Origin of the sequence: Methylobacter psychrophilus (genome assembly GCF_025583945.1) — a bacterium.
GTDB lineage: Bacteria > Pseudomonadota > Gammaproteobacteria > Methylococcales > Methylomonadaceae > Methylobacter_C > Methylobacter_C psychrophilus.
The window spans coordinates 60523-85188 of the sequence record NZ_JAOEGU010000007.1 but is presented as its reverse complement, the minus strand read 5'-3'; the positions used below and the strand labels follow the sequence as shown (position 1 = coordinate 85188).

Annotated in this window: 19 protein-coding genes; 14 read left to right on the top strand and 5 right to left on the bottom strand. The window is 45.0% G+C overall.

Annotated features, from left to right (window positions below; genetic code table 11):
• Nucleotides 1-108 precede the first annotated feature (108 nt).
• Together N7974_RS05595 and N7974_RS05590 are read right to left on the bottom strand one after the other, a co-directional pair.
• On the bottom strand, nucleotides 109-1581 hold the full coding sequence (locus tag N7974_RS05595; protein ID WP_262964664.1) for a UbiA family prenyltransferase: 1473 nt from the start codon (nucleotides 1579-1581) through the stop codon (nucleotides 109-111).
• Nucleotides 1578-2480: a phosphoribosylaminoimidazolesuccinocarboxamide synthase gene (locus N7974_RS05590; protein ID WP_262964663.1), complete on the bottom strand. Its 903-nt coding sequence runs from the start codon at nucleotides 2478-2480 to the stop codon at nucleotides 1578-1580. Before N7974_RS05590 ends, N7974_RS05595 begins: the two co-directional genes overlap by 4 nt.
• Before the next feature lie 236 nt (nucleotides 2481-2716).
• Here N7974_RS05590 and djlA point away from each other — a divergent pair, with 236 nt between their 5' ends.
• From djlA to N7974_RS05575, 3 genes are all read left to right on the top strand, one after another.
• A complete protein-coding gene (gene djlA / locus N7974_RS05585; protein WP_262964662.1) occupies nucleotides 2717-3514 on the top strand; it encodes a co-chaperone DjlA in 798 nt (265 codons plus the stop codon).
• A gap of 165 nt (nucleotides 3515-3679) precedes the next feature.
• Nucleotides 3680-6331: a UPF0182 family protein gene (locus tag N7974_RS05580; RefSeq protein WP_262964661.1), complete on the top strand. Its 2652-nt coding sequence runs from the start codon at nucleotides 3680-3682 to the stop codon at nucleotides 6329-6331.
• A gap of 197 nt (nucleotides 6332-6528) precedes the next feature.
• Nucleotides 6529-7368, top strand: a complete 840-nt coding sequence (locus N7974_RS05575) for a glycosyltransferase family 2 protein (RefSeq protein WP_317451583.1) — start codon at nucleotides 6529-6531, stop codon at nucleotides 7366-7368.
• On the opposite strand, the gene N7974_RS05570 is transcribed toward N7974_RS05575, so the two are convergent.
• On the bottom strand, nucleotides 7331-8023 hold the full coding sequence (locus N7974_RS05570; protein WP_262964660.1) for a TetR/AcrR family transcriptional regulator: 693 nt from the start codon (nucleotides 8021-8023) through the stop codon (nucleotides 7331-7333). The two genes, N7974_RS05575 and N7974_RS05570, sit on opposite strands and share 38 nt — an antisense overlap.
• 520 nt (nucleotides 8024-8543) lie before the next feature.
• Here N7974_RS05570 and N7974_RS05565 point away from each other — a divergent pair.
• From N7974_RS05565 to N7974_RS05555, 3 genes are read left to right on the top strand one after another with little or no spacing between them, the layout of a single operon-like run.
• A complete protein-coding gene (locus tag N7974_RS05565) occupies nucleotides 8544-9770 on the top strand; it encodes an efflux RND transporter periplasmic adaptor subunit (RefSeq protein WP_262964659.1) in 1227 nt (408 codons plus the stop codon).
• Nucleotides 9771-9773: 3 nt separating this feature from the next.
• The gene (locus tag N7974_RS05560; RefSeq protein WP_262964658.1) at nucleotides 9774-12974 is read left to right on the top strand and encodes an efflux RND transporter permease subunit; all 3201 of its coding nucleotides are present in this window, start codon (nucleotides 9774-9776) and stop codon (nucleotides 12972-12974) included.
• Nucleotides 12971-14437 (top strand): efflux transporter outer membrane subunit, encoded by a 1467-nt coding sequence (locus N7974_RS05555; RefSeq protein ID WP_262964657.1) that lies wholly within the window; start codon nucleotides 12971-12973, stop codon nucleotides 14435-14437. The genes N7974_RS05560 and N7974_RS05555 overlap by 4 nt, the downstream gene beginning before the upstream one ends.
• A 664-nt stretch (nucleotides 14438-15101) precedes the next feature.
• Here the strand turns inward: N7974_RS05555 and N7974_RS05550 are convergent.
• On the bottom strand, nucleotides 15102-15485 hold the full coding sequence (locus tag N7974_RS05550; RefSeq protein WP_262964656.1) for a type II toxin-antitoxin system death-on-curing family toxin: 384 nt from the start codon (nucleotides 15483-15485) through the stop codon (nucleotides 15102-15104).
• Nucleotides 15485-15709, bottom strand: coding sequence for an AbrB/MazE/SpoVT family DNA-binding domain-containing protein (locus tag N7974_RS05545; RefSeq protein ID WP_262964655.1), 225 nt, complete (start codon nucleotides 15707-15709; stop codon nucleotides 15485-15487). The genes N7974_RS05550 and N7974_RS05545 overlap by 1 nt, the downstream gene beginning before the upstream one ends.
• Before the next feature lie 552 nt (nucleotides 15710-16261).
• Between N7974_RS05545 and N7974_RS05540 the strand changes: the two genes are divergently transcribed.
• The 8 genes from N7974_RS05540 (at nucleotide 16262) to N7974_RS05505 (ending at nucleotide 24638) form a co-directional block, all read left to right on the top strand.
• Nucleotides 16262-17629, top strand: coding sequence for a V-type ATP synthase subunit B (locus N7974_RS05540; RefSeq protein ID WP_262964654.1), 1368 nt, complete (start codon nucleotides 16262-16264; stop codon nucleotides 17627-17629).
• Nucleotides 17630-17635: 6 nt separating this feature from the next.
• Entirely contained in the window at nucleotides 17636-18265 is a 630-nt protein-coding gene (locus N7974_RS05535; RefSeq protein ID WP_262964653.1) for a V-type ATP synthase subunit D, read from the top strand.
• A complete protein-coding gene (locus N7974_RS05530; RefSeq protein WP_262964652.1) occupies nucleotides 18262-20046 on the top strand; it encodes a V-type ATP synthase subunit I in 1785 nt (594 codons plus the stop codon). The genes N7974_RS05535 and N7974_RS05530 overlap by 4 nt, the downstream gene beginning before the upstream one ends.
• Nucleotides 20034-20480: an ATP synthase subunit C gene (locus N7974_RS05525; protein ID WP_243220622.1), complete on the top strand. Its 447-nt coding sequence runs from the start codon at nucleotides 20034-20036 to the stop codon at nucleotides 20478-20480. The genes N7974_RS05530 and N7974_RS05525 overlap by 13 nt, the downstream gene beginning before the upstream one ends.
• 19 nt (nucleotides 20481-20499) lie before the next feature.
• Nucleotides 20500-21165, top strand: a complete 666-nt coding sequence (locus N7974_RS05520) for a hypothetical protein (protein ID WP_262964651.1) — start codon at nucleotides 20500-20502, stop codon at nucleotides 21163-21165.
• 5 nt (nucleotides 21166-21170) lie between these two features.
• The gene (locus N7974_RS05515) at nucleotides 21171-21836 is read left to right on the top strand and encodes a DUF2764 domain-containing protein (RefSeq protein ID WP_262964650.1); all 666 of its coding nucleotides are present in this window, start codon (nucleotides 21171-21173) and stop codon (nucleotides 21834-21836) included.
• The gene (locus N7974_RS05510) at nucleotides 21826-23640 is read left to right on the top strand and encodes a V-type ATP synthase subunit A (protein ID WP_262964649.1); all 1815 of its coding nucleotides are present in this window, start codon (nucleotides 21826-21828) and stop codon (nucleotides 23638-23640) included. Before N7974_RS05515 ends, N7974_RS05510 begins: the two co-directional genes overlap by 11 nt.
• A gap of 104 nt (nucleotides 23641-23744) precedes the next feature.
• Complete coding sequence (locus tag N7974_RS05505) at nucleotides 23745-24638, top strand: polyphosphate kinase 2 family protein (protein ID WP_262964648.1); 894 nt, start codon at nucleotides 23745-23747, stop codon at nucleotides 24636-24638.
• Nucleotides 24639-24666: the final 28 nt, after the last annotated feature.

Here is a 24666-nt window from a genome sequence, read left to right as displayed (position 1 = left end):
CGATTATCCGAGACTGGTTTGCCCGCTTTTGTTTTGATGTAACCTTATTTAGTAAGTAACGCTGATAAAAATCAGCGTTACAACCGCTCAGGAAACGGGCATTACTTCTCATATCGATACGAGAGTAACCATCAGTATCATAATTAAAACAATCCAACTCGCCTGGTCTTTTAAACTAAATACCAATGGGTCGTCGTGCATTTGACCACGCGCCGTTTTTAACCACAAACGGGATACCCAATAAGCCATCAAGGGACATAACAGCCATAATAAATCCGGGTAGGTATATTCTGCAGCGCTCTCAGGACTACCAATAAATAACGCCAGTACCAATATTGATATATACCCTGCGGCAATACCCATCACGCCAAGTACAGGATAGTCGGAAACCCGATAATCCCGCCCCTTGACGGTTTCCAATGAACCGCTTTGAATGGCTATTAATTCAGAACAACGTTTGACCAGTGCCAAACTAAGAAAAATAAACAGGGAGAATTCGAGCAAACCGGATGATACCGGCACTTCTATGGCATAAGCCCCTGCGATAATGCGAAAAGTGTAAAGTATCGCAAGTAATAAAACATCTATCAACGCAAACCGCTTGAAGTAAAATGAATAACCAACCGTCAATCCAAAATAGGCCAACAGTATCAACAGGAAGTCATTGGATATCTGCGCGGCCAAGCCAAGCCCTGCTCCGAACAGAATAACCATGCCCAAGACTCCTGCATCCAGACCAATATCTCCTGCTGCAAACGGGCGCTTATATTTACGCGGATGATGCCTGTCAGCTGCGACATCAAACAACTCATTTAATAAATAAGTAGCGGATGCAATCAGGCCAAAAGCCATAAACGCCATCAAGACCTGAGTGATTGCAGAGAAATCAAAAACATGCGCGGTAAAAACAGGCACACCAAGCAACACATTTTTGCCCCACTGATGTAATCGAAAGGCACGCAGCCACGTTTTTATACGCGGCGGACGATCATCAAATACTTTTTCGACGCGATAACGACGCCTCCTGACTGCAGCAGTTACGCCAACATCCGGATTAACAATGATGGCTCGGCGGGCTTTAGCCCAAATGGCAAGATCAGCACGCGCATTTCCCGCATAGTCAAATGCGGCATCATTACAGCAAGTCAGGATAGCTTCCAGCTTGTTTGAGCCTTTTAGGTTACGATGCCCGTCACTGGCTAATACCTGCTTAAAAAAACCCAGTTGTTTTGCCACGGGCTCAGCCAAACCACGATCGGACGCTGTCGCCAGATACAATGCACGTCCTTGCCTGGCCTCATTTTTTAAAAAAGCAATAAACTCTTTTTGTAACGGTAAAACCCTAAAATCCATTACCGCACGTACCGCTATTTCTTCTTTAAGACGGGCTATACCGAATACCAGCCAGTACAGCATAACCAACAACATCCACGGCTGTTTTTTTAATACGATAAAAGTACTTTCAATTAACAAATCCGTTTTGATAAGCGTTCCGTCAAGATCGACAAAAAGCGGTACAGAATCAGCAAGCACCTTACTTTTATTGGATAGTGGCTGTTGTTGCGTTATTTTTTTGCTCATTTTAATGAATTTTGAGTTAGCCTGATTTCTGCTTCGCGATATTTTTCAGCACAAAATTCCGCCACTTCAGGAGGAAGTGAAGGGCCCGGAGCGGTTTTATCCCAGTCCAGCGTTTCCAGATAATCACGAATATACTGTTTATCGAAGCTGGGTGGACTAATACCTACCTGATACTGATCCGCAGGCCAAAACCTTGATGAATCGGGAGTTAAAGCCTCATCAATCAAATATAAAACGCCGGCATCATCAACCCCAAATTCAAATTTTGTATCTGCAATAATAATACCCCGCTCTTTGGCATAGGCTGCGGCTATTTTGTACAACTTCAAACTGGCATCACGCACCTGCTCTGCCAACTCTTGTCCCATCAAGGTAACGGTTTTTTCAAAAGCAACATTTTCATCATGCTGGTCAACAGCGGCTTTTGTCGATGGCGTATAAATGGCTTCCGGTAATTGCTGGGCTTGCTGAAGGCCGGCAGGCAATTTGATACCGCATACCTCGCCTGATTTTTGGTAATCTTTCCAACCGGAACCGATAAGATAACCGCGCACAATGGCTTCAACCGGCAGTGGTTTTAAAAGTTTAACCACAATGGCCCGCCCTTCAATCTCGGCACGTTCAGCGGCATCAGGAACGACCTGCTCCAGTGGAATATCGGCTATATGATTAGGCAGAATAGACTGTAATTTATCAAACCAGAAATTGGAAATTCGGGTTAACACACGACCTTTACCCGGAATCGGATCAGGCAAAATCACATCAAAGGCTGAAAGTCTGTCGGTAGTCACGATTAACATATGTTTATCATCAATATCGTAAATATCACGCACTTTTCCGCGAGCACGGAGTTTTAGAGACGACAGTGTTGATTGATATAGGGCTTCTGGAGCGGTCATAAATCCTCGCTAAATTTTAAAAGAAGGGTTGAAGCAATTTTCTATGAAGAATATACCTTAATTGGCGGTCCTTTTATCTATTTCCTGCGTGGTAAAAAGAATCACCCGGATCGCTGCACAGACTTTTTACGCTTGATAATAAACAAAAATACTGCACCATTCTGGTATATTCATGATTTGATATCGCCTGATGCTATAATTTTAACATTATTCTTTACGAAACAGGACTGATAACAATGAGTTGGTTTGGCACAGTTGTAGGCGGAGCATTCGGATTTTTGCTGGGCGGACCTTTAGGTGCCATTTTAGGTGCCTCTGTCGGCCATCAGTTTAGTAAAGGCTTAACCGGTATAGAAACGGGTGAAACGCTCAATCCCGGCGATCAACATCGAGTGCAAACGGCTTTTTTTACGGCCACTTTTTCAGTGATGGGCCACATCGCCAAGGCAGATGGCCATGTCTCTCCAGAAGAAATTTCGCTTGCCAACCGCGTCATGAACGAAATGGCCCTGACCAGCGATATGCGGGTAACAGCCATCAACCTTTTTCAACAGGGTAAACAAGCAGATTTTCCACTAGATGATGTGTTGGCTCAATTTTATAAAGAATGTCATCGCCGCACCGATTTACTACGCATGTTTCTGGAAATCCAATTACAAGAAGCTTTTGCTGATGGCACCCTCGCGGTTAGCGAAGAAAAACTGCTTTTACATATTTGCAGTCACTTAAGAATTTCCCGGTTTGACTATGAACGGTTAAAAATACAACTGCAAGCTCAACAGCGCTTCCAGAGTAGTAGCTCTTATGGCCAAAAAATGCCAACAAAAAGCAGCCTGCAAGATGCTTATGGCGTTTTGGGCTTAACACCTCACGCCAGTAAGGTCGAAGTCAAAAAAGCCTATCGCCGCTTAATGAATCAAAATCATCCGGATAAATTAGTCGCCAAAGGATTACCTGAAGAAATGATGCGTCTGGCTAAAGAAAAAACCCAAAAAATCAGCAAAGCCTACCAAATCATTCAAAAGATTGGTTAATAACCCTACATTACATGACACGAGCCTAATCGTCTAAATCACAACTATCCCGTTATTGGGTGTTAGAATATGTGACGATATTTCTACTGAACTTAGATACCTATTGACTCATAAAAATGAAGACAACCCCATCATCGTTAATAATACTATCTATTTGAGGACACTATGCGGAACCTGAAGCTTTTACCCGCGATAATTGGTGCGATACTGGCCATCACTATTGTTTTATTTGTCGCCTTCCACTTCATATTTCTTGATCTGTTTGTGGACTTATGGTGGTACCAATCAATAAGACTTGAAGCTTACTTCTGGCTAAGACTACTCTACAAATTCTTTCTTTCCGGCGGAGTAACGCTGGCATTTTTTACCATTTTCTTTTTCCATTTCTGGATTGCCTCGCGTTATCTGGGGTTAAATCCGCCGGATGAAATCTTTAATAATTTAGATAAACGCCAACGTTTCCAGCGCTTTGCCAACACCTTTATGAGCGGTTCGGCAAAGATATATACCCCTATATCGCTGATACTGGCTATATTTGTAGCTATCCCGTTTTATAATCAATGGGAAACGACACTGCTATACTTTTTTGGCAGTAATTCGGGCGTAACTGAAACCGTTTACGGCAATGATGTCAGCTTTTATATGCTGTCCTACCCGACTTACATGCTGATTCAGCAAGAACTGCTGGAAACTGCCGCACTAATTTTCTGCATGGTTGGTATTTTATATTGGCTGGAACATGTTTTTATACCCAATCAAAGCCTGGAATTTCCGGTGGGTGCCAAGATTCACCTAAGTATTTTAATCAGCTTTGTTGTTGGCTTTGTAGTCTGGGGATTCATGCTGGATCGTTTTACCCTGCTTTATACAGATAGCCACGAACCCATATTTTATGGCCCCGGTTTTGTAGAAATACGCTATCAATTACCCCTTATCTGGCTGGAAATTATTACCTTCGTGGTAATGGCAATAGCCGCAGGCCTGTTTATTTTTTCAGAAAAACACCGGGTTAAAGCGCCATTTCTAATATCTCTGACTATTTTTCTTTGTGTCGCAGGCTTGCCCAAGATTCAATTTATCCCCAATTTAATACAAAAATATATCGTCGATCCAAATCCCGTTAAAAGTAATAAATCACTTATCCAACACAATATTGATTCGACGCTGGCAGCTTACGACTTAAATAATATCAAAATCGTTAATACAACCATTAAACTTAATGCTACAGAGGATATAGACACTTGGGGCACTCAAAAACGCTTTGAAAATATTCCGGTATGGGATAGAGAATTTATTATTGACAGCTACAAGCAACTACAGGAAATAAGACCTTATTACAATATACTATCTGTTGATGAAGACCGCTATTTTGCTCTTGGTCATACCCGACAGGTTAATCTGGCTGCCAGAGAAGTTAATACCTCAAAGTTACCACCTGAAGCACAAAACTGGGAAAACATCCATTTGCGCTATACCCATGGCTACGGTGCCGTAGTTACCCCGGCAGCACAGGATGCCGATAAACCCCTGGATTGGTATTTACGTGATTTAAACATGAGTTCCAATGTCGGCATTAAAGTCGAACACCCGGACATTTATTATGGCGAGGAACAGTATGACTATGCCATCGTTCCCAATAAACTTGATATTATTGGAATTGCCGGCACTGATCCGGGTATAGCCCTAACTTATCACGGTGACGGCGGGATTCCGATCGCCTCCCTGTTCAGAAAAGCCTTGTTTTCTTTTTATTTTAAAGACGAAAAAATATTTTTTTCCTCCAATATATCTACGGAAAGTAAAGTCAAAATACGCAGAAATATAACCGAGCGCATTAGTCTATTAACTCCCTTCCTGCATCTGGATAAAGACCCTTATCTGGTTATCAATAAAGATCGGTTTTACTGGATACAGGATGCCTATACCTTATCTGATAAATATCCGGTTTCACAACCGGCAGCCGATGACTTTCTGAGAGGTAAACAGAATTTTAACTACATCCGTAATTCCGTCAAGATTGTTGTTGATGCCTATGATGGCGATGTGGATTTTTATATTTCAGACCCCTCTGACGCCATCATTCAGGCATATAGCAGTGCATATCCAGGATTATTTAAACATCTGGACGAAATGCCTGCCGAATTAAAGCAACACTTACGCTATCCCCGTGATCTTTATTATATGCAGATGAAAGTGTATGCCAAATATCATCAGCAAAGTCCTGAATTATTCTACGAACAGGCCGAAACCTGGGCGCAAGCCAATGTCCGTGGAGAACCGGTACAACCTTATTATCAGACCATGGACTTTGGAAACTGCAAGGATATTGAAGAATTTGTCTTAATTGAACCAATGACACCGGTCAATAGAAGCAACCTCAGTATGATTGGCGTTGCCGGGATACTGGATAAAACCGGATGCAGCCAGAATTACAAGCCAGGTATCACCATTTATAAATTTGAGAAAGATGTTCAGGTTAATGGCCCGGCTCAAATTGAAGCATTAACTCAGCAGCAACCTGAAATTTCGGCACAATTTACCCTATGGGATCAGGGTGGTTCACGGATTGAAATGGGCCGCATGATTATTCTGCCAATGGGAAATACCGTGCTTTATGTTCAACCCATCTATATAGCTTCACTCAAAGATAAAATGCCCCAATTAACCCGGCTGATTGTTTCTATGGGTAACGAGACGATTATGGATACAACCTTATCGTCAGCCTTCAATCGCTTAAAACAAATTTTCATTAAAAATGCCTCGGAAAGTGACCAAACAATGAATCTTAACGGTATTATGGGGCGGGCAGAAAAGTAAGTAATCAAAGCTGGCGGACTCATTTCGCTATAAGCTCATACAGATACCATCCCTTTAAGGGATGGTATCTGTTGGCAGCGAAATTATTTATCCATGACACTTTTACAACAGGTATTTTTACGAATTACTCGCCATCAAACTCCCTGTTAGCACATCAACTCAACAAGCCGCTTCCCATCCAATAATAAGGTGCTTTTATAAATATTTCAGTTGTTATTCCCACCTACAATCGCTGTGAGTTATTAAGGCGAGCATTACTGTCAGTCCTTTCGCAAACCTTACTTCCAACTGAAATAACAGTAATTGATGATGGCTCTACTGACGATACCAGCGTCATGATTGGTAAAGAATTTCCAGCGGTAAATTATTACTACCAAGAAAATTGCGGCGTTAGCAGCGCACGAAATTTGGGTGTACACCATGCAACCACTGACTGGATTGCATTTCTGGACTCCGATGATGAATGGCTGCCTGAAAAACTAAGCCGGCAAACAATCGCTTTATCGGCTAACCCGGCAAGTAAAATTTGTCACACGGAAGAGCAATGGATACGCAATGGCACCCGTGTCAATCCACCCAAAAAATACGCCAAGAAGGGCGGCTGGATATTTGCAGAGTGTTTGCCGCATTGTGCGATATCACCGTCTACTACTCTGATACATCGCTCCATATTTGAAGATGTCGGATTATTCGATATCACGCTACCTGCCTGTGAAGACTATGACTTGTGGCTTAGAATTACCGCAAACTATCCCGTTTTATTGATAGAAGAACCACAAATAAAAAAATACGGCGGACATGAGGATCAGCTCTCACAAAAGTTTTGGGGTATGGATAGATTTCGAATCAACGCACTGGAAAAAATTCTTGCTACGAGTCAATTATCTAGCGATAACCGATATGCAACAATCGACATGCTATTAAAAAAAGCAGAAATTCACCTTAACGGTGTCAAAAAACGCGAAAAAAAAGAGGACATTAATTACTACCAGCAACTTATTAAACGTTACCAGGAAGCTGTCCGAGAACAGGAATAATAGCCTGTTTTCTATTCTCGGACAGCCCCCTGTCTGCCAAACATCCATGTAAAAACAACGAAGCCGCTTGCCGTACCCAGGTATCAATTTCAGCCTCCTCGGGAGCTTGCTCCAAGCCGAGTTGCAACTTCTGAAAGCGTTCACTGCGTATAACACTCAAGAATTGATCAGCAAGTACACGCGGGTCTATTGCAATAAAATAACCGGCTTGCTGCTGTCTGGCGAAAAACTGTGCCAGATAGAACGAATTGCGCTGTGGACCTTGCTCATAAAATTGCAGCGCAAGATCAGGAAAGCGTATCGATTCGCCAATTAATATGGCACGTATACGTACCGCATCCGGATGGATAATTCCTCTTAGAAACTGCTTTGCAAAAGCGATCAACGCCTCCTCCGGCCGACCTTCCAACGTACTATCCTCGGATAAACCAGTAACAAATGAATCCGTATAACGCTTTATAACCGCACCAAACAGCCCGGCTTTACCGCCAAACTCATTGTAGATAGTTCGCATTGACACATGTGCATCCTTGGCAATAATTTCCAGACTCAGGTTTCCGTAACCATTTTCAAGAAATAGCTTAAGGGCAGTATCCAGTAATCGGTCACGACTTAAAGACTCCTGACCCTTACGTGGCCGTCCGCATTTAATCATAGATATACTTATAAGATTTAGTTGACTTGGCCCCCTATCATAGACTAAATTAAACGGTAAGATCTATTACCATTTAACAATACTTCGAACAGCTTTACTTTAATTAAAGTCAATTATCGTAATGCGCATCGCGAACTAATTCCAATCTGTTCGCTATCGCACAGACCCAGTTCGGTGTCGTTTGTAGAATCTGCAATCAGCAACCAGTAATCGAAAATAGTATTCCGCACCTCACTCATGACTAACTTATCAGGATATTCCCATGAACAATACTTCGGACAGTTTTGATAATTGGTACTTCACGAACAACAAGGCTTGTGGCGATTTGCGAAGAGTTAAATCAAACTTGTGCAAAATGTAGAGCCGTATTTAATACTAACTAGTTGAAAAATAAAAAGTTATTTATTAATACATTAACCGGTTCTTGAGATTATTTGTCAAAAAATATACCGTTTTAATAACTTAAAACTGTCCAAAATATTGATCTAACTTATTTATAAAAAATAAAGGTATAAAAGGGATGATAAAAAACACACGCGTGCCAGTGCAACCGCTCCATCGCTCAAGTCAACGCCGGGAATTATTGCAACACATGCAGCCAGTTCTGTTGGCGCTTATCACCCTGCTGGCGATGAGCGGCTGTGCAAACAAAACCGACTCCGATGCTAAAACGGCTCAAGCTAAACTGCCTGGTGTCAAAGTTACCCAAGCCTTAATACAGGAAGTCACCGAATGGGATGAATACATCGGTCGTATTGAAGCGGTAAGCTCGGTAGATGTAAGAGCCAGAGTCGGCGGCTATTTGGAAAAAGTAAATTTTAAAGCGGGAGAAATGGTAAAAAAAGACGACCTTTTATTCCTGATCGATCCCAAGCCTTTCAAAGCCCAACTGAATTACGCAGAAGCAGAACTTGAACAAGCCAAAGCCAAACGTGAATTAGCCAAAAATGATATGGCGCGGGCCGAGGGTCTGTTTCGTGGCAAAGCTATTTCGGCAGAAGAGTACGACGCCCGCAGTAAAGGCTTGCGCGAAGCCGCTGCTGCAGTTCAATCGGGAGAAGCCAATGTTGCCACTGCCAAACTGAACCTGGATTTCACCAACATACGCGCACCGATAAGCGGACGAATTGGCCGCGAGTTGATCACTGAAGGTAATTTGGTCGGTGGCGGTGGAGCGGATGCAACCCGACTAACTTTCATTGTCTCTACCGATCCAGTCTATGTCTATGTCGATGCCGATGAACGATCAGTATTGAAATACCGACGTCAATCGCAGCAAGATGGCAGTGATAATATTGGCGCGAGGAAAACTCCCGCGCAACTGGCCCTAACTGACGAAACTGACTTTCCTCACCCGGGAATTCTAGATTACATATCGCCACGTGAAGATGCAGGCACTGGTACTGTATCATTAAGAGGTGTATTTACCAATCCTGATGGCTTGTTAAGCCCCGGATTTTTCGCTCGTATGCGCGTCGGAGGTATTGCGCCTTATCCGGGTATTCTTTTACCTGATCAGGCCATAGCAACGGATCAGTCACAACGGTTTGTGTGGGTAGTTAATCAGGATAACCAAGTGGAATATCGGAAGGTTGTTTTGGGTGCTCATATTGGTCAGTCTCGTGTCATCACAGAAGGCTTAAAGCCTGAAGAATGGATCGTTATTGAAGGTCTGCAAAAACTCAAACCAGGCATTAAGGTTGAGCCGGAACGGATTTCGCTCACCGAACTTCATAAAGAGAAATAAGCCATGAATAAATTCGCCCATTTTTTCATTGACCGGCCAATTTTCGCATCGGTATTATCTATTTTGATTGTTTTGGTTGGTGGTATTGCACTTATTACTCTGCCTATCGCCCAATATCCGGAAATTGCACCGCCCACAGTTACTATCAGCGCAACCTATTCGGGTGCCAATGCCCAAATTGTTGCCGATACGGTAGCAACACCCATCGAGCAGGAGGTTAACGGTGTCGAAGATATGCTGTACATGTCCTCCCAATCAACCAATAGTGGCACCATGTCGCTCACCATTACCTTTAAGCCGGGGACTGATCTGGACAAGGCGCAGGTGCTGGTACAAAATCGGGTCGCACTGGCCGAACCCAAGCTACCTGAAGAAGTCAGGAAACAGGGTATCAGCGTCAGAAAACGCAGTCCGGATCTGAGTCTGATCGTTAGTTTAAACTCACCCGATAAACGTTACGACAGCATATATATGAGTAACTATGCGCTACTACAAATAAAAGATACCTTGGCACGGCTGCCCGGTGTCGGTGAAATTGTGGTTTTTGGTGCCCGTGACTACAGTATGCGTCTCTGGCTTAATCCTGAACAAATTGCCGCGCGTAATATGACCGCCAGCGACATCGTCAAGGCCATCCAGGAGCAGAATATCCAGGTAGCAGCCGGTGTAGTCGGCCAACAACCCACAAAAGAAAACACTGATTTTCAATACACTATCAGCACACTGGGGCGGCTTATGAATGCCGATCAATTTGCCGAGATTGTTATCAAACAAGGTCCCAATGGTCAGGTAACCCGACTCAAGGATGTAGCCCGCATCGAACTAGGTGCCAAAGATTATAATTCTGATCTGGTTCTGGACGGAGAACCCTCTGTCGGCCTCGCTATCTTTCAGTTACCCGGCTCCAATGCGATAGACACCAAGAAGGCTGTCGTCGAGACTATGCTAAAGCTAAAGCCCAGTTTCCCGGACGGCCTTGATTACAACATGATTTATGATACCGTTGTATTCGTACAGCAATCTATCAATGCGGTAGTCAAGACGTTGTTCGAAGCCATATTATTGGTCGTGATAGTCGTGATGTTATTCCTGCAAAACTGGCGGGCCACCATCATTCCAGTACTCGCAGTGCCCGTCTCGTTGGTTGGCACTTTCGCGGTAATGTCAGCCATGGGCTTGTCACTTAATACCTTATCTTTATTTGGTCTGGTACTGGCTATCGGTATTGTTGTGGATGATGCCATCGTTGTCGTGGAAAATGTAGAGCGCCATATGGCCTTGGGGTTATCAGCCAGGGATGCAACCCGAAAAGCCATGGACGAAGTTATAGGCCCTATCATAGCCACAACGTTGGTTTTGATCGCGGTATTTATACCTACCGCTTTTATCCCGGGCGTCTCCGGTGCCTTTTACAAACAGTTTGCACTGACTATCGCTGTTTCCACCCTGATTTCTACCTTCAATTCGTTAACTCTGAGCCCTGCATTATGTGCATTATTGCTGGATCGGGCGCATCATGACAAAGATAAATTTACGCGCATTATCGACCGCCTGTTTGGCTGGTTCTTTAATGCCTTTAACCGGTTTTTTGACCGGTTTAGTGAAGGCTATGCGCGTTTGATTGGCAGACTTATCCACATGACCGTAGTGGTGGTCATATTCTATGTCGGACTTAACGGCCTTAACTTCCTGGCTTTTGAAAAAGTTCCCACCGGCTTCATTCCCCAGCAAGATCAGGGCTATCTGATCATGTATGCGCAACTACCTGATGCTGCCTCACTGGGACGTTCTCAGGCTGTAGTCCAGGAAGCAACACGGCTGATTTTGGAAACAAAAGGTGTAGCACATGTGAACGCCTACGCCGGATATTCGGTTTTGAGCGGGGCCAACCAGTCTAACGTTTCGACTCTTTTTGCCACACTTGAAAGTTTCGATAAACGTGCCGGCCACCCGGAATTACACGCCAACGCCATTATTACCGACCTTCAGAAGAAACTGGGCCAGGTCGGTGATGCCAAAATTGCCGTGTTTGCACCGCCCCCTATCCGTGGTATGAGCTCGGTCGGCGGCTTTAAACTACTCATACAAGATCGGACCAACACCGGTATTAAAGCACTGGAAAAAACCAATGCTGAAATGATTGATTTGGGCAACAAGCAACCCGGCCTGACAGGCTTATTCACGACTTTGCGTACTGGCGTACCTCAACTGTTTCTCGATGTCGATCGTACCCGTGTCAAATCTATGGACGTCCCGTTAAAAGAAGTATTCGATACCTTGCAGATCTATTTGGGGTCGCTCTATGTCAACGACTTTAATATCTTCGGACGGACTTATCAGGTCGTTGCACAGGCAGATTCTCAATTTCGCATGAAGCCTGCGGATATTGCCAAGTTAAAAACGCGTAATCTTCAAGGGGGTATGGTGCCTCTCGGTTCGCTTGTCGATGTACAAGAAATCACCGGACCAGACAAAATTACCCGCTACAACATGTATCCGGCGGCTGAAATCAATGGCAGCACGCTTCCCGGAATCAGTTCCGGTCAGGCCATTAATACCATGACTGATCTACTGCATAAGGAGTTACCACGAGGCTTTGGCTTTGAATGGACCGAACTTAGCCTGCAACAAGTTCTGGCCGGAAATGTAGCCATGCTGGTTTTCCCGTTAAGTGTTATTTTCGTGTTTTTGGCGCTGGCAGCTCAATATGAGAGCTGGTCATTACCGTTTGCGATAATACTGATCGTACCGATGTGTATTCTGTCCTCAATGACGGGGGTTTGGTTAAGTAATATGGATAATAACATCTTCACACAGATCGGCTTTATCGTACTGGTGGGCTTGGCCAGCAAAAATGCCATTCTGATAGTGGAATTTGCCAAGCAGCGGCAAGAAAGTGGCCTTAACCGCTTCGATGCTGCCATAGAGGCATGTCGGATCAGATTACGTCCCATTTTAATGACCTCACTTGCTTTTATTTTTGGTGTTTTTCCACTGGTTATTGCAGAAGGTGCCGGTGCAGAATCACGGCAAATATTAGGCACAGCCGTGTTCAGCGGCATGCTGGGCGTAACCTTTTTTGGTCTGCTGTTAACGCCGGTCTTTTATGTAATCGTACAGGGATTTTCGCAACGCCTACGACCGCAAGGACCCAAGACCGGTAAATTATCGCCTCAAGAATCTGCTACCGGCAAAGACCTATGATCCAGTACAAAATAAAAACCAATAAAGTCATAACGTTTCTGAGTGCCACACTACTAAGTGCCTGTGCCGTCGGTCCGGACTACAAATTGCCTGCAACCGAGACGCCTAAAGCGTTCACCCATGAAGTTAACCCTGAGTTCTCTACAAAAGGCGTGGAAGTCGCCTGGTGGAAGCTTTTTAAAGATAAAGAATTGACTGTTTTGGTTGATCAGACTGTACAGCATAATTATGATCTTCAGACCGCACGGGCTAATCTCAAAGAAGCCAGGGCTCTGTATATGGAGGCCGGACTGAATATGGCTCCGATTGTCAGCTCGCATGCCAATTACACCGATCAGCAACGCAGTCTTGGTGCAATGAATAATCTGACCTTTGCACCACGTCCTCTGAAACTTTACAATGCCGGTTTTGATGCCGCGTGGGAAATTGATTTGTTTGGTCGCGTGCGTCGTAATGTGGAAGCAAGTAGCGATGAAGTTGAGGCACAAGAAGCCAGTCTTCGCGATCTCAGCGTCAGTCTAATCGCCGAAGTCGCGAGAAATTACTTTGAATTGCGTGGCTTGCAAAATCAGTTGTCGGTAGCCAAAAAGAATGCCAAGAATCAAACCCAAACATTAAACATAACCAATGTCAGGCTTGAAAATGGACGTGGTACAGAACTTGACACCTCAAGAGCCATAGCGCAACTTGACTCTACAAAAGCCACCATTCCGCTAATACAAGGTGGTATTTACCGGGCCATTCATCGACTCGGTATTCTGACCGGACAGCTACCGGGTGCCCTGATTAAAAAGCTGGAGCAGTCTGCCCCGCTACCCATCATTGTCGAGACCATCAATATCGGTAACCCGGCAGATCTACTGCGCCGCCGCTCCGATATACGTATGGCCGAGCGCACGCTGGCTGCTGCTACGGCCCGTATCGGCGTTGCTACTGCCGACCTTTTTCCGCGTGTTAATTTTGTCGGTACGCTCTCCATGGAAGCCAGCACCCTTACAGGACTGGGCGCTGCCGGCTCACAAGCCTATGCTTTCGGCCCAAAAATCAGTTGGGCATTCCTCGATTTAGGCCGTGTATACGCTCGTATTAAGGCTGCTGATGCGAGTACCGAAGCCAGTTTGGCTCAGTACCAGCAAACGGTACTGAATGCGTTGGAAGAAACTGAAAATGCTCTGGTCAACTACAATCAGGAGCGAGCACGGCAAGTATTGCTGGCGTCTGCTGCTCAAGCCAGTATAAAAGCCGATGAATTGGCTCACCTACGCTTCAATGAGGGTGTCAGCGATTTTCTGACCGTTCTGGATACTGAGTTACGCCTGTTGCAAGACGAGGAACGTCTTGCACAAAGCGAAACTGCGACAGCGACATCACTGGCAGCACTTTACAAGGCACTAGGTGGTGGCTGGGAAGTCACAGTACCCATCAAGCACTACTCATTATTGGAAAATATGGTCAATCAATAGGCTATAGAAATAGCTACTCTTTAATAGATTCTCGGATAATTAATTTCGATGCTATCGGATACCACCCCTTTAAGGGATGTTATCCGTGTTAACTAAATCATCATGTTATGGGAATTTAATTTCTAAAAGTCTATATCTTCTCTTTATAGATTCTCAGATAAATAATTTCGATGCTAACGGATATCATCCCTACCGTTAATTGTATTTAAACTCGCTCCCAAACTCCCGATCCCCCTTGAATTAACCATACCTGCTTTCCAGATCCTGATAATATCAGAAAGTTGTTTTTATCCCTATCTTGGCCAAGGTGTTAAAAATAATATAGTTGTATTGTGTGAATATGCTCTTCCCCCCGTTGAAGAATCGCCACCAAAAAGAGAGAGGGAAACACGATAAACCGTATTTAAAAATCTCCCTAATCCAAGCGCATCGAAGAGTATGTTGCTTTTTAATTGGAACTGATCGCCAGTTCACGACCCATTATAGTCGGTAAGATATGGATTTAAGCTTCCCGATACCGGTCACTGGCAAACTAGCTAACATAACCCAATTTTGACCCTGACTTATGACATGAACAAACGGTTGAAATAACAAGGAATCCCCGATGTGCCATAAATCTTTATTTTTGGTACAAAGCAATTAACAAGTAAAGGTGAAATTGTCGTTAATTAGACTGGGTATTATCTCTTATCCAATTGGCAAACTCTTTTTCAGAAAGACTGCCTTCTGCAAGCTTTAAAATAGTTATGACGCATGATTGATCATCTGCGATTAATTCCTGTCTGTTTAAAGCAAGGAAAAGTTCAGTTACAGTGAATGCCGTCCGCTTGTTGCCATCCATAAAAGGATGATTACGGGCAATACCAAAACCATAGGCTGCGGCTAGTCCAGCAAGGTCTGCCTCTTCGTATAAGGCTAGATTTCGAAGACGATGCAGCGCGGATTCCAACAATCCACGATCACGGATACCTATTGCCCCGCCATGCTCTGCGAGATGTTCCTCATGCAATGCAAAAACGACAGACTCATCAATCCAGACAACCGACATTATTTCGCCAATTCATGTAAAACATTACGACGTTTTTTCATGATTTTCTGTGCCTCAGTCATTTGTTTTTCAAATGAGGGGTCATAAGGTGTAAGCCGAAAACCATCTGGTGATTCTGTCAGATACATCTTATCGCCTTTTACCAGATGTAGCTTATCCAATGCCTCTTTAGGGAGAACAACACCTATGGAATTGCCAACAGCTGTAAGTTTTAGGGTAAGCATGATTTCACCTATTGTTATTACTAATGTAATAACAATAGGTGAAAAATGGGTATATGTCGACAAATATTGAGTTATGGCACAACAATCCGGCACTTAAATTTAAACTCACGAATTACGATACGTTTTTTAGACAACTGGCAGTCATAAAGAGCCTTGCACACCTTACGTTTTCCTGTCTGTTGGCACATTGCCCAACCTCCCTCTGAAATATCATCTCCATAAAGATGCCAGTCGCGACCGGCAGTTACGGGTCGTGAGCTGGCGGTTAACCAACTAAAAATCAACACACTTTTGGAGGGGCTTGCCCCTATTCCCTCTTTTTCAAAAAGAAGAACCCGTTACTTGGGTATTTTATTTATTAGCAACTACCGAAGGTATCAGCCTGTTAACTGAAACCGCTTGTTTGGTATAAAAAACAAAACCTGTGTTCATGACTTTAATCCGGTCGATATTATTCTTGTAAGTGATCGTGTAATGATGATAACTTTATGCAAAACAGATAATAATTTAACTGGAATCTTTGTTCTTGCCATGAAAAAAGTGAGCTAATTAATGTCTATTATTAAAAATTTGATACTTCACACACGCCTGCTGGAAATAGTCGGTGATATCATTCGTGTACGGGCACAAGACGTTGCTTTTGGCGATCTGGCCGTGATTGAAAACATTGATGGTGAAAGGTCTCTGGCCAAAGTTGTGGATCTTGACCGCGACATAGTCAGCCTGCAAGTATTTGCCGGTGGTAAAGGACTTTCTACCGATGCCAAAGTAAATTTCCTCGGTCGTCCACTTGATGTTATCTATTCGGATAATATTCTCGGCAGAATATTCAGGGGCTCCGGCGACCCTATTGACGGTGGCCCGGAGCTACCGACCGATCCACGCATTCCAGTGGGTGGCCCTACGGTTAACCCGGTTATGCGTGTCATGCCATCGCGGATGATCGAAACCAAAGTGCCCATGATCGATTTATTCAACTGCCTCGTGGAAAGCCAAAAAATACCTATCTTTTCAGTTGCCGGCGAACCCTTTAACGAACTACTCGCGCGTATCGGTTTTCAGGCCAATGCTGATGTCGTGGTATTTGGCGGCATGGGTTTGATTTTTGATGACTATCATTTTTTTCGTACTGCTTTTGAAAATCATGGTGTTTTTCATCGTACCGTGATGTTCGTCAATCAGGCATCTGATCCCTTGGTTGAACGCTTACTGGTTCCTGATATGGCTTTAGCCGTAGCAGAAAAAATGGCTGTTGAGGGTAAAAAGAAGGTGCTGGTATTACTGACCGATATGACCGCCTACGCTGATGCCATGAAAGAACTGGGAGTTGCCCAGGAACGCATCCCGGCGGTGCGTGGGTACATGGGAGATCTCTATACGCAACTTGCCTCGCGCTATGAGAAAGCCTGTGATTTTAAGGGTGCAGGTTCGGTGACAATACTCAGCGTAACCACCATGCCCGGTGATGATGTAACGCATCCGGTGCCTGATAATACCGGTTACATTACCGAGGGGCAGTTCTATCTGCATAATGGCGTTATAGATCCGTTCGGCTCGCTATCAAGACTAAAACAGCATGTCGTTGGTAAAGCGACGCGAGAGGATCACGGCCAGATTATGAACACCATGATCCGGCTTTATTCAGGTGCCGTGGAGGCACAAAAAAAGCAGACCATGGCCTTTGATCTGTCAGCTTTCGACGACAAGTTGCTTAAGTTTGGCGTCTTGTTCCGCGACCGGTTTATGGATATACGCGTTTCACTCCCCGTTATCGAAGCACTGGATCTTTGCTGGTTAACACTGTCTGAATGTTTTGAGCCAAAGGAACTCCTAATGAAACAAAACCTGATTGATAAATATTACCCAAAACCTGCTTCGGAAGTGTCTGAAGAAAAAGACACCGCGTATAAAGTTGCGTAAATCATCATGGCCAAGCTTAAACTTAGCAAGCACGAACTTCATGAGCAGCAAGAACAGCTAAAGCTGTACCAAAAGCTATTGCCCTCGCTGGATTTAAAACGTCGGCAGTTAATGTTGGAAGTACAAAAAGCGCAGGACGATTATAGCGCGGCACAAGCTGCGGTAGATGATTTGGAAACCCGAATCGGTGAAGAACTGCCGATGCTGGCCGATGAAGAATTTCGTCTGAATGGACTGGTACAATTAAAAGGTTATAAAGTGATTGAACAGAATGTCGTCGGTGTAAAACTGCCTTTTCTGGATAGTATCGACTGTATCGCTGCCGACTATTCACGACTTGCTACGCCACCGTGGGTTGATAATCTCGTACAGCGCTTGAAAGATGCAGCAGAACAGCGGATACGTGCCGAAATTGCCGGAAAACGACTAAGTATTTTGTCTCTTGCCGTTCGACGAATCAAGCAACGAGTCAATCTGTTCGATAAAATATTGATTCCGACCGCCAGAAAGAATATTCAAAAAATACGTATTTTTCTTGGCGATGCCGAGCGAGCCAGCGTGATTACTTCCAAACTTGCCAAGAAAAAACAGCAACAACGACGCGATGCTGAAGCGGCGTTAGAGGAAGCCTTATGAGTATTGTTAATATGCATAAAGTCACTTTTATCGGTATGAGTACCGACCAAAGCCGTTTATTAACTGATCTTCAGAGCATGGGCTGTGTGCAGATTATTCCCTTGGTATCCGGACGCGAAGCAGTGGCTAATACGACACCTATCGCAGGGGCACGCGAAGCACTGAAGTTTCTACAAACGCATCCACGACGCAGACGGCAGGTTCTGGATATACAGCGCTTCAATGCCGTTGAAGTTCAGCAACGAACACTGGAAGTAAGAAATCGCTTGCATGACTTAAAGGATGAGCGTGACTTTTTAATCAAGCGTATCCAGGATATGCGTCCCTGGGGAGACTTTGTGCTGCCGTCGCTGGAAGATATGGGCAATCTTAGACTGTGGTTTTACGTATTGCCTAATAAAGAGTTACCGAAAATCAAAGCATCCGAGCTTATTTGGGAAATTATCCGCCGCGACAACCGGTTTTGTTACGTCATCGTCATCAACGAAGAAGAGCCTTTGGAAATATCGGCTCCCCGCGTTCATCTTGGTTACAAATCACGCCATCAACTGGAAGCCCGACTTGATGACGTAGAACTTGCTATTGAAGACGCTCAGGCAGAACGGGCTTATTTAACCCGTTGGCATGATTTGTTCAGTCAAAATATTAATCATCTTGAAGATCTTACTGTTTGTCAGAATGCGTTGGCGCAAATCTATAGTAACGATTCAACTTTTGCTTTACAGGCCTGGACGCCAACTGAAGGCTTGGCAGCACTGGAAGATTATTCAAAACAACAGAATTTTTACTTTGTCTCGGAAGTATCCGAACCGGAAGATAACCCGCCAACACTGATGCGCAATCCATCATGGCTGAGTGCTGGAGAGGACCTGGTAACCTTTTATATGACTCCGGGTTATCGAACCTGGGATCCCTCAGCGATCACTTTCGTTTCCTTTGTCATTTTTTTTGCGATGATCCTCGCTGATGCCGGTTACGCGGCTATCATGGGGCTATTTTTAATGTTCAGGTGGAAAAAAATGGGGCATTCTTCCTCAGGTCGCCGTTTTCGTCCTTTACTGGTGTCAGTAGTCACGGCTTCCCTGGTTTTTGGCGCACTGGTTGGCAGTTATTTCGGCGTCACCCCTAACGATACGTCCTTGCCTGGAAAGCTCCATATTCTTCAAATGACCGACACTAACCGAATGATGATGATTTCTGTGGTAATTGGCGTTTTTCATATTGTGCTTGCCAATATAATGAATGCTTACCGTTACGAGCATTGGCAAGAGCGGCTGTCTTCAGTCGGATGGATCAGCATGATATGCGGAGGGTTTGCACTCGCTATTAGTAACTTAACGTCACAGACCAGCCTGCAAAATATCGGTATTACTTTGATGGTAATCGGTGGCCTGTTAATCGTGTGGTTTACCGCCCCCAGAGAAAAACCGCTTAACCGCTTTGTTCAGGGTGTGTTGGGACTGACCAAGCTCTCGGGAGCGTTAGGCGATGTCTTGAGTTATCTCCGGCTGTTCGCCCTGGGTCTTGGATCAGCATCACTGGCTATTGAGTTTAACCGTATGGCAGTGGGAGTCTATGAAGGATATCCGGGAGTTGGCTTGTTCTTCGCCTTGTTGATACTGATTCTGGGACACGGGGTTAACCTGTTTCTTGGTATTGCCAGTGGTGTCATTCACGGACTGAGGTTAAACGTTATTGAATTTTTCAATTGGGGACTCAAAGAAGAGGGAAACCTGTACAAACCATTTAAACAATCGGAGGATAATTTATGGAACCGTTAATTTTGGCACTGGGTTGGGTAGGGTTATATGCGCCTTTGGCACTAGGTGCAGTAGGAAGTATGATGGGTTGCGCTCGTGCCGGCAGTGCGGCATGTGGGGCTTTACTGGAAGTCGAAGGCGGCTATGGACGCTATATTGGTATAGCAGCAATGCCCTCCTCGCAAACTATTTACGGGATCGTCGTTACCATGGCCCTGCGCCGTGAATTGACGATCGAAAATTCTCCAGGCATTTTTGGTTTGGGTATCCTGGCGGGATTTGCGATGTTATTTGGCGCTATTGCTCAGGGTGATACCTGCGCGGCGTCAATCAATGTATCAAAAAGCAAGCTGGAAATTTTCGGTATCTCTCTGGCACCGGCAGCTCTGGTTGAAGGTTTCTCGGTCTTCGCTTTTGTCTTCGCTCTCGTGCTGGCTGCGGGAATCCCCAAATAACCTGAACGGGACTAATGACATGACAGAACAAGAAAAAAATAAATCCGGCTCCGGCGTTCAGAACCTCGTTGACCGTATCCGTGACCAAGGCGTATTGGCTGCCACTGAAAAAGCGAATAAAATTTTACGGGATGCTGAAGCAAAGTCGGCAAAAATGCTGGCAGATGCCAAACTGGAAGTGGATCGAATGCGTGAAAGTTCGCGTATTGAAATCGAGTCCAACAATGTAGCGGCTTTGGAAGCACTTAAGCTTTCTGCACGCGACTCGATGCTGCAACTTAAGGCCAAAGTTTCATCCGAATTTGAAGTATTCGTACAACGATTAGTAACATCGGCCACCCGCGACGAGCAATTTATTAAAGCGATTGTGCTGGTGCTGGCAAGCCATGTCGAAAAAGAGTTAATCGGTGACAAGGAAATCCAGATTCTCATCTCCGAGTCGATACTTACAGGGCTTCCTAACGAGACACTCGGTGAACGCGCCAAGCAAACCATTCTTACGCTATCCAGCGAGATGCTGCGTGAGGGAGTTGAGCTGATCCCGTCCAGCGACATCGAAGGTGGGGCATACGTACGTCTGGTTAAGGAAAAACTGGAAATTGATCTGTCCGACAAGGCCATTTCCAGACTACTCTACCAGCGTATGATCCCGCGTTTTCAGGCGATACTTGAAGGTAGCGAATAAATATTATGGCGACATCCTACATTACCCTGGTCGCCAGCTTGCCTTATTTACCGCCGTTTAAAAAAGCCGAGCGGTCACCTATCACGCGTCTGCGACTGGAGCAGCGTTTACATGTCCTGGATTCTCATGATGCCCGGCAACTGGCTCTAGCCGAAGCACTGGTAAGCTGGCGAATGTCTCTGGCCAAACCGAAAACCGACAAAGAAATGATATTACGCTGCCGCGCTGCGTTACAAGAAATTACTCAGCCTGCCCTGCGCGAATTTATTGAATTTAGAATGGATCAACAAACAATCCTGGCGGGCTTACGGCAAAATAATACGATCTTTGAGTCGGCCTTTTTAGAGCAGGTTTCCGGCGCCAGCCGTTGGGCCGGTTTTATTGCAGCACATTGGGATACCCAGGACTTTGGACTGGCAGCGGTGTATCCCTGGATACCTGAAGCCCGACGCTATCTTGAAGCTAACGATGCAGCCGGTCTTGACAGCCTGCTAATGGATAGCATCTGGCAAAAACTCAGCCGAATCGCAGAAAGTAACAGTTTTGGATTTGAGGCGATATTCGCTTTCGTTTTTAAATGGGACATTCTTCAGGCTTGGCTGGCACGAGATGCGAGACAAGCGAAGAGCCGATTTCAAGAATTGATTAACGAGGTAAAAAATGACAGCTGAACAACCGATATCCAGAACGGCAAAAATCATTGGTGTTTTAGAAAGCCTGGTACTTATCGAGGTCGATGAGAATACCTCACTCATGAAAAACGAACTGGGCTATATCTGCGTGGGTAATGAACGCCTTAAAGCCGAGGTTCTCCGCGTGCGAAGACGAACTGCAGATATGCAGGTATTTGAGGACACGCGAGGTGTTAAGGTTGGTGATACGGTAGAACTAACGGGAGAAATGCTGTCTGCGGTATTGGGTCCCGGTTTGCTGGGACAAGTTTTTGACGGCTTGCTTAATCCGTTGCATACACTGGCCGACAAATATGGTTTTTTTCTTCCCCGTGGCGTTACCATGCCGCCGCTTGATCCGGAAAAAAAATGGCATTTTGAACCCGGAGTCGCAGTAGGTGCCAGAGTGTCTCCGGGTGGTGTCATCGGAACCGTTCCTGAAGGTCAATTCAAGCACAAAATCATGGTACCTTTTAATGAGCCGGAACCCGTCGAGATCACCTGGATTCGAGGCGGTAATTTACAGATTGAAGACGTCATCGCCCGTTATAAAACCAGCAAAGGGACCGAGCTGGAAATGACTATGTCCCAGCGCTGGGCTGTGCGTAAACCAATGCCGGAAAGCCTTATCCGCCGTCACTATGCTGAACGCCTTTATCCCACTGAACCAATTACCACAGCAACCCGTATTATTGATACTTTTTTCCCCATTGCCCAAGGCGGCACGGGCTGTATTCCTGGCCCTTTTGGTGCAGGAAAAACTGTTTTACAAAGCCTTATCGCCCGTTTTTCAACGGTTGATATCGTCGTTATCGTTGCCTGTGGCGAGCGGGCAGGTGAAGTGGTGGAAACACTTACCGAATATCCCGAAACTACTGACCCTCGCACTGGCGGGACATTGATGGATAGAACCATCATTATTTGCAATACTTCATCCATGCCGGTTGCTGCACGGGAAGCGTCTATTTATACCGGTATTACTTTGGGCGAATATTTTCGGCAAATGGGCTATCACGTACTGCTTATTGCCGACTCTACCTCACGCTGGGCACAAGCCATGCGCGAAACCTCGGGTCGCATGGAAGAAATTCCCGGTGAAGAAGCGTTCCCCGCCTATCTTGATTCGTCGGTTAAAAATGTCTACGAACGTGCCGGCGTGCTCCGCTGTCCTGACGGCTCTACGGGCAGTCTGACCATGATAGGCACTGTCTCACCTGCCGGCGGTAACTTTGAAGAGCCGGTCACCCAAGCCACGTTGGGTACTGTTAAAACTTTTCTGGGCTTGTCAGCAGACCGCGCTTATCGGCGTTTTTATCCCGCCATAGATCCGCTTATTTCCTGGTCACGCTATCTTGATCAACTCGCTGCCTGGTTCACTAAAAATATTGATGTAAACTGGGTCCGCGATGTCAAGTCCATGCAAGAATTACTGGTTCAGGGCGACGTGATCTATCAAATGATGCAGGTTACCGGCGAAGAAGGTATCACCGAAGAGGATTTTATCATTTGGCAAAAATCCTTGTTGCTGGACATGGTCTACCTTCAGCAAGATGCTTTTGATGCCATTGATGCTTGTATGTCCCGGGAACGGCAGCTTGAGAGTTTTGGACTATTAAAGAGCCTCATTGATACCGGCTATCACTTTAAAGATAAAGATGAAGCCAGAAGCTTTTTTACCGAACTAACCAGTCATTACCGAAATTGGAACTATAGTGCACCTGGCTCGACTGAATTTGATCGATACCGCAAGGAAATTGTCGATTTGGCCTCTCAATATGGCTATATCGCAAGTTCGGCAACTTAAGTAATTTCCTGCGAAAAATATTTTATTCTTGGGTATCGCCTTTAAGACGCTGTAAATAGTAACGAATAAACAGACGGCCCTTCATCCTTTTACCGGAAGCCATTATGATAAAGAAAAAATACATTGATCTTTTACGGGTCGAGCCCGGAAAAAAAATCCATCTCAAAGACTATGATACTGGCTGGACTCAAACCGAGGAATTTAAAGAATTTGGCAAGGATAAATTAAAGGCACGCGCCAATGAGGTTCTGCAACAAAATCTGACGGATTTAACCCAGGTTCAACAACTACTGTACGCAGATAATCGTTACTCATTGTTAATCGTTTTTCAGGCAATGGATGCCGCCGGTAAAGATGGCACCATCAAACACGTCATGTCTGGCGTCAATCCGCAGGGCTGCCAGGTTTTCAGCTTCAAGAAGCCTTCAAGCGAAGATTTGGATCACAACTTTCTCTGGCGCTACATGAAAAGCCTGCCGGAAAGAGGTCGAATCGGTATCTTCAACCGCTCCTATTACGAGGACGTTCTCGTTGTTAAAGTCCATCCTGAACTGCTCCAGAACTTGCCGGATGGAAAAAAAGGTAAATCGTTTTGGGAAGATCGCTACGATGACATCAACGCATTCGAGCATCACTTGCAACGCACCGGCACCGTCATTCTCAAATTTTTCCTGAACGTTTCCAAAAAAGAACAAAAAGAACGCTTTATGGAACGACTGGATCGCCCTGAGAAAAATTGGAAGTTTTCGGGTGCAGACCTTGCTGAACGCGAACACTGGGATGATTACATGGGAGCTTATGACGATGCGCTTAACGCCACCAGTACAAAATGGGCACCTTGGTATATTATTCCGGCCGACAACAAGTGGGCGACACGCGCCTTAGTCGCCGACATTATTACCTCAACCCTGCAAGATCTTGATTTAAAATTTCCCGAACTGAATGATGAACAGCTTAAATACTTGGAAGTAGCACGGAAAACTCTGGACGATGAATAGAATAAAGAGCCGATTTTAAATTAATGTC

Excerpts from the sequence above, each read along its gene's own strand:
- N7974_RS05560 (WP_262964658.1), top strand. The coding sequence starts at position 9,774 with ATGAATAAATTCGCCCATTTTTTCATTGACCGGCCAATTTTCGCATCG.
- N7974_RS05520 (WP_262964651.1), top strand. The coding sequence starts at position 20,500 with ATGACAGAACAAGAAAAAAATAAATCCGGCTCCGGCGTTCAGAACCTC.
- N7974_RS05555 (WP_262964657.1), top strand. The coding sequence starts at position 12,971 with ATGATCCAGTACAAAATAAAAACCAATAAAGTCATAACGTTTCTGAGT.
- N7974_RS05570 (WP_262964660.1), bottom strand. The coding sequence starts at position 8,023 with ATGATTAAATGCGGACGGCCACGTAAGGGTCAGGAGTCTTTAAGTCGT.
- N7974_RS05590 (WP_262964663.1), bottom strand. The coding sequence starts at position 2,480 with ATGACCGCTCCAGAAGCCCTATATCAATCAACACTGTCGTCTCTAAAA.
- N7974_RS05545 (WP_262964655.1), bottom strand. The coding sequence starts at position 15,709 with ATGCTTACCCTAAAACTTACAGCTGTTGGCAATTCCATAGGTGTTGTT.
- N7974_RS05580 (WP_262964661.1), top strand. The coding sequence starts at position 3,680 with ATGCGGAACCTGAAGCTTTTACCCGCGATAATTGGTGCGATACTGGCC.
- N7974_RS05595 (WP_262964664.1), bottom strand. The coding sequence starts at position 1,581 with ATGAGCAAAAAAATAACGCAACAACAGCCACTATCCAATAAAAGTAAG.
- N7974_RS05510 (WP_262964649.1), top strand. The coding sequence starts at position 21,826 with ATGACAGCTGAACAACCGATATCCAGAACGGCAAAAATCATTGGTGTT.
- N7974_RS05505 (WP_262964648.1), top strand. The coding sequence starts at position 23,745 with ATGATAAAGAAAAAATACATTGATCTTTTACGGGTCGAGCCCGGAAAA.
- N7974_RS05550 (WP_262964656.1), bottom strand. The coding sequence starts at position 15,485 with ATGTCGGTTGTCTGGATTGATGAGTCTGTCGTTTTTGCATTGCATGAG.
- N7974_RS05535 (WP_262964653.1), top strand. The coding sequence starts at position 17,636 with ATGGCCAAGCTTAAACTTAGCAAGCACGAACTTCATGAGCAGCAAGAA.
- N7974_RS05540 (WP_262964654.1), top strand. The coding sequence starts at position 16,262 with ATGTCTATTATTAAAAATTTGATACTTCACACACGCCTGCTGGAAATA.
- N7974_RS05530 (WP_262964652.1), top strand. The coding sequence starts at position 18,262 with ATGAGTATTGTTAATATGCATAAAGTCACTTTTATCGGTATGAGTACC.
- N7974_RS05565 (WP_262964659.1), top strand. The coding sequence starts at position 8,544 with ATGATAAAAAACACACGCGTGCCAGTGCAACCGCTCCATCGCTCAAGT.
- N7974_RS05525 (WP_243220622.1), top strand. The coding sequence starts at position 20,034 with ATGGAACCGTTAATTTTGGCACTGGGTTGGGTAGGGTTATATGCGCCT.
- N7974_RS05515 (WP_262964650.1), top strand. The coding sequence starts at position 21,171 with ATGGCGACATCCTACATTACCCTGGTCGCCAGCTTGCCTTATTTACCG.
- djlA (WP_262964662.1), top strand. The coding sequence starts at position 2,717 with ATGAGTTGGTTTGGCACAGTTGTAGGCGGAGCATTCGGATTTTTGCTG.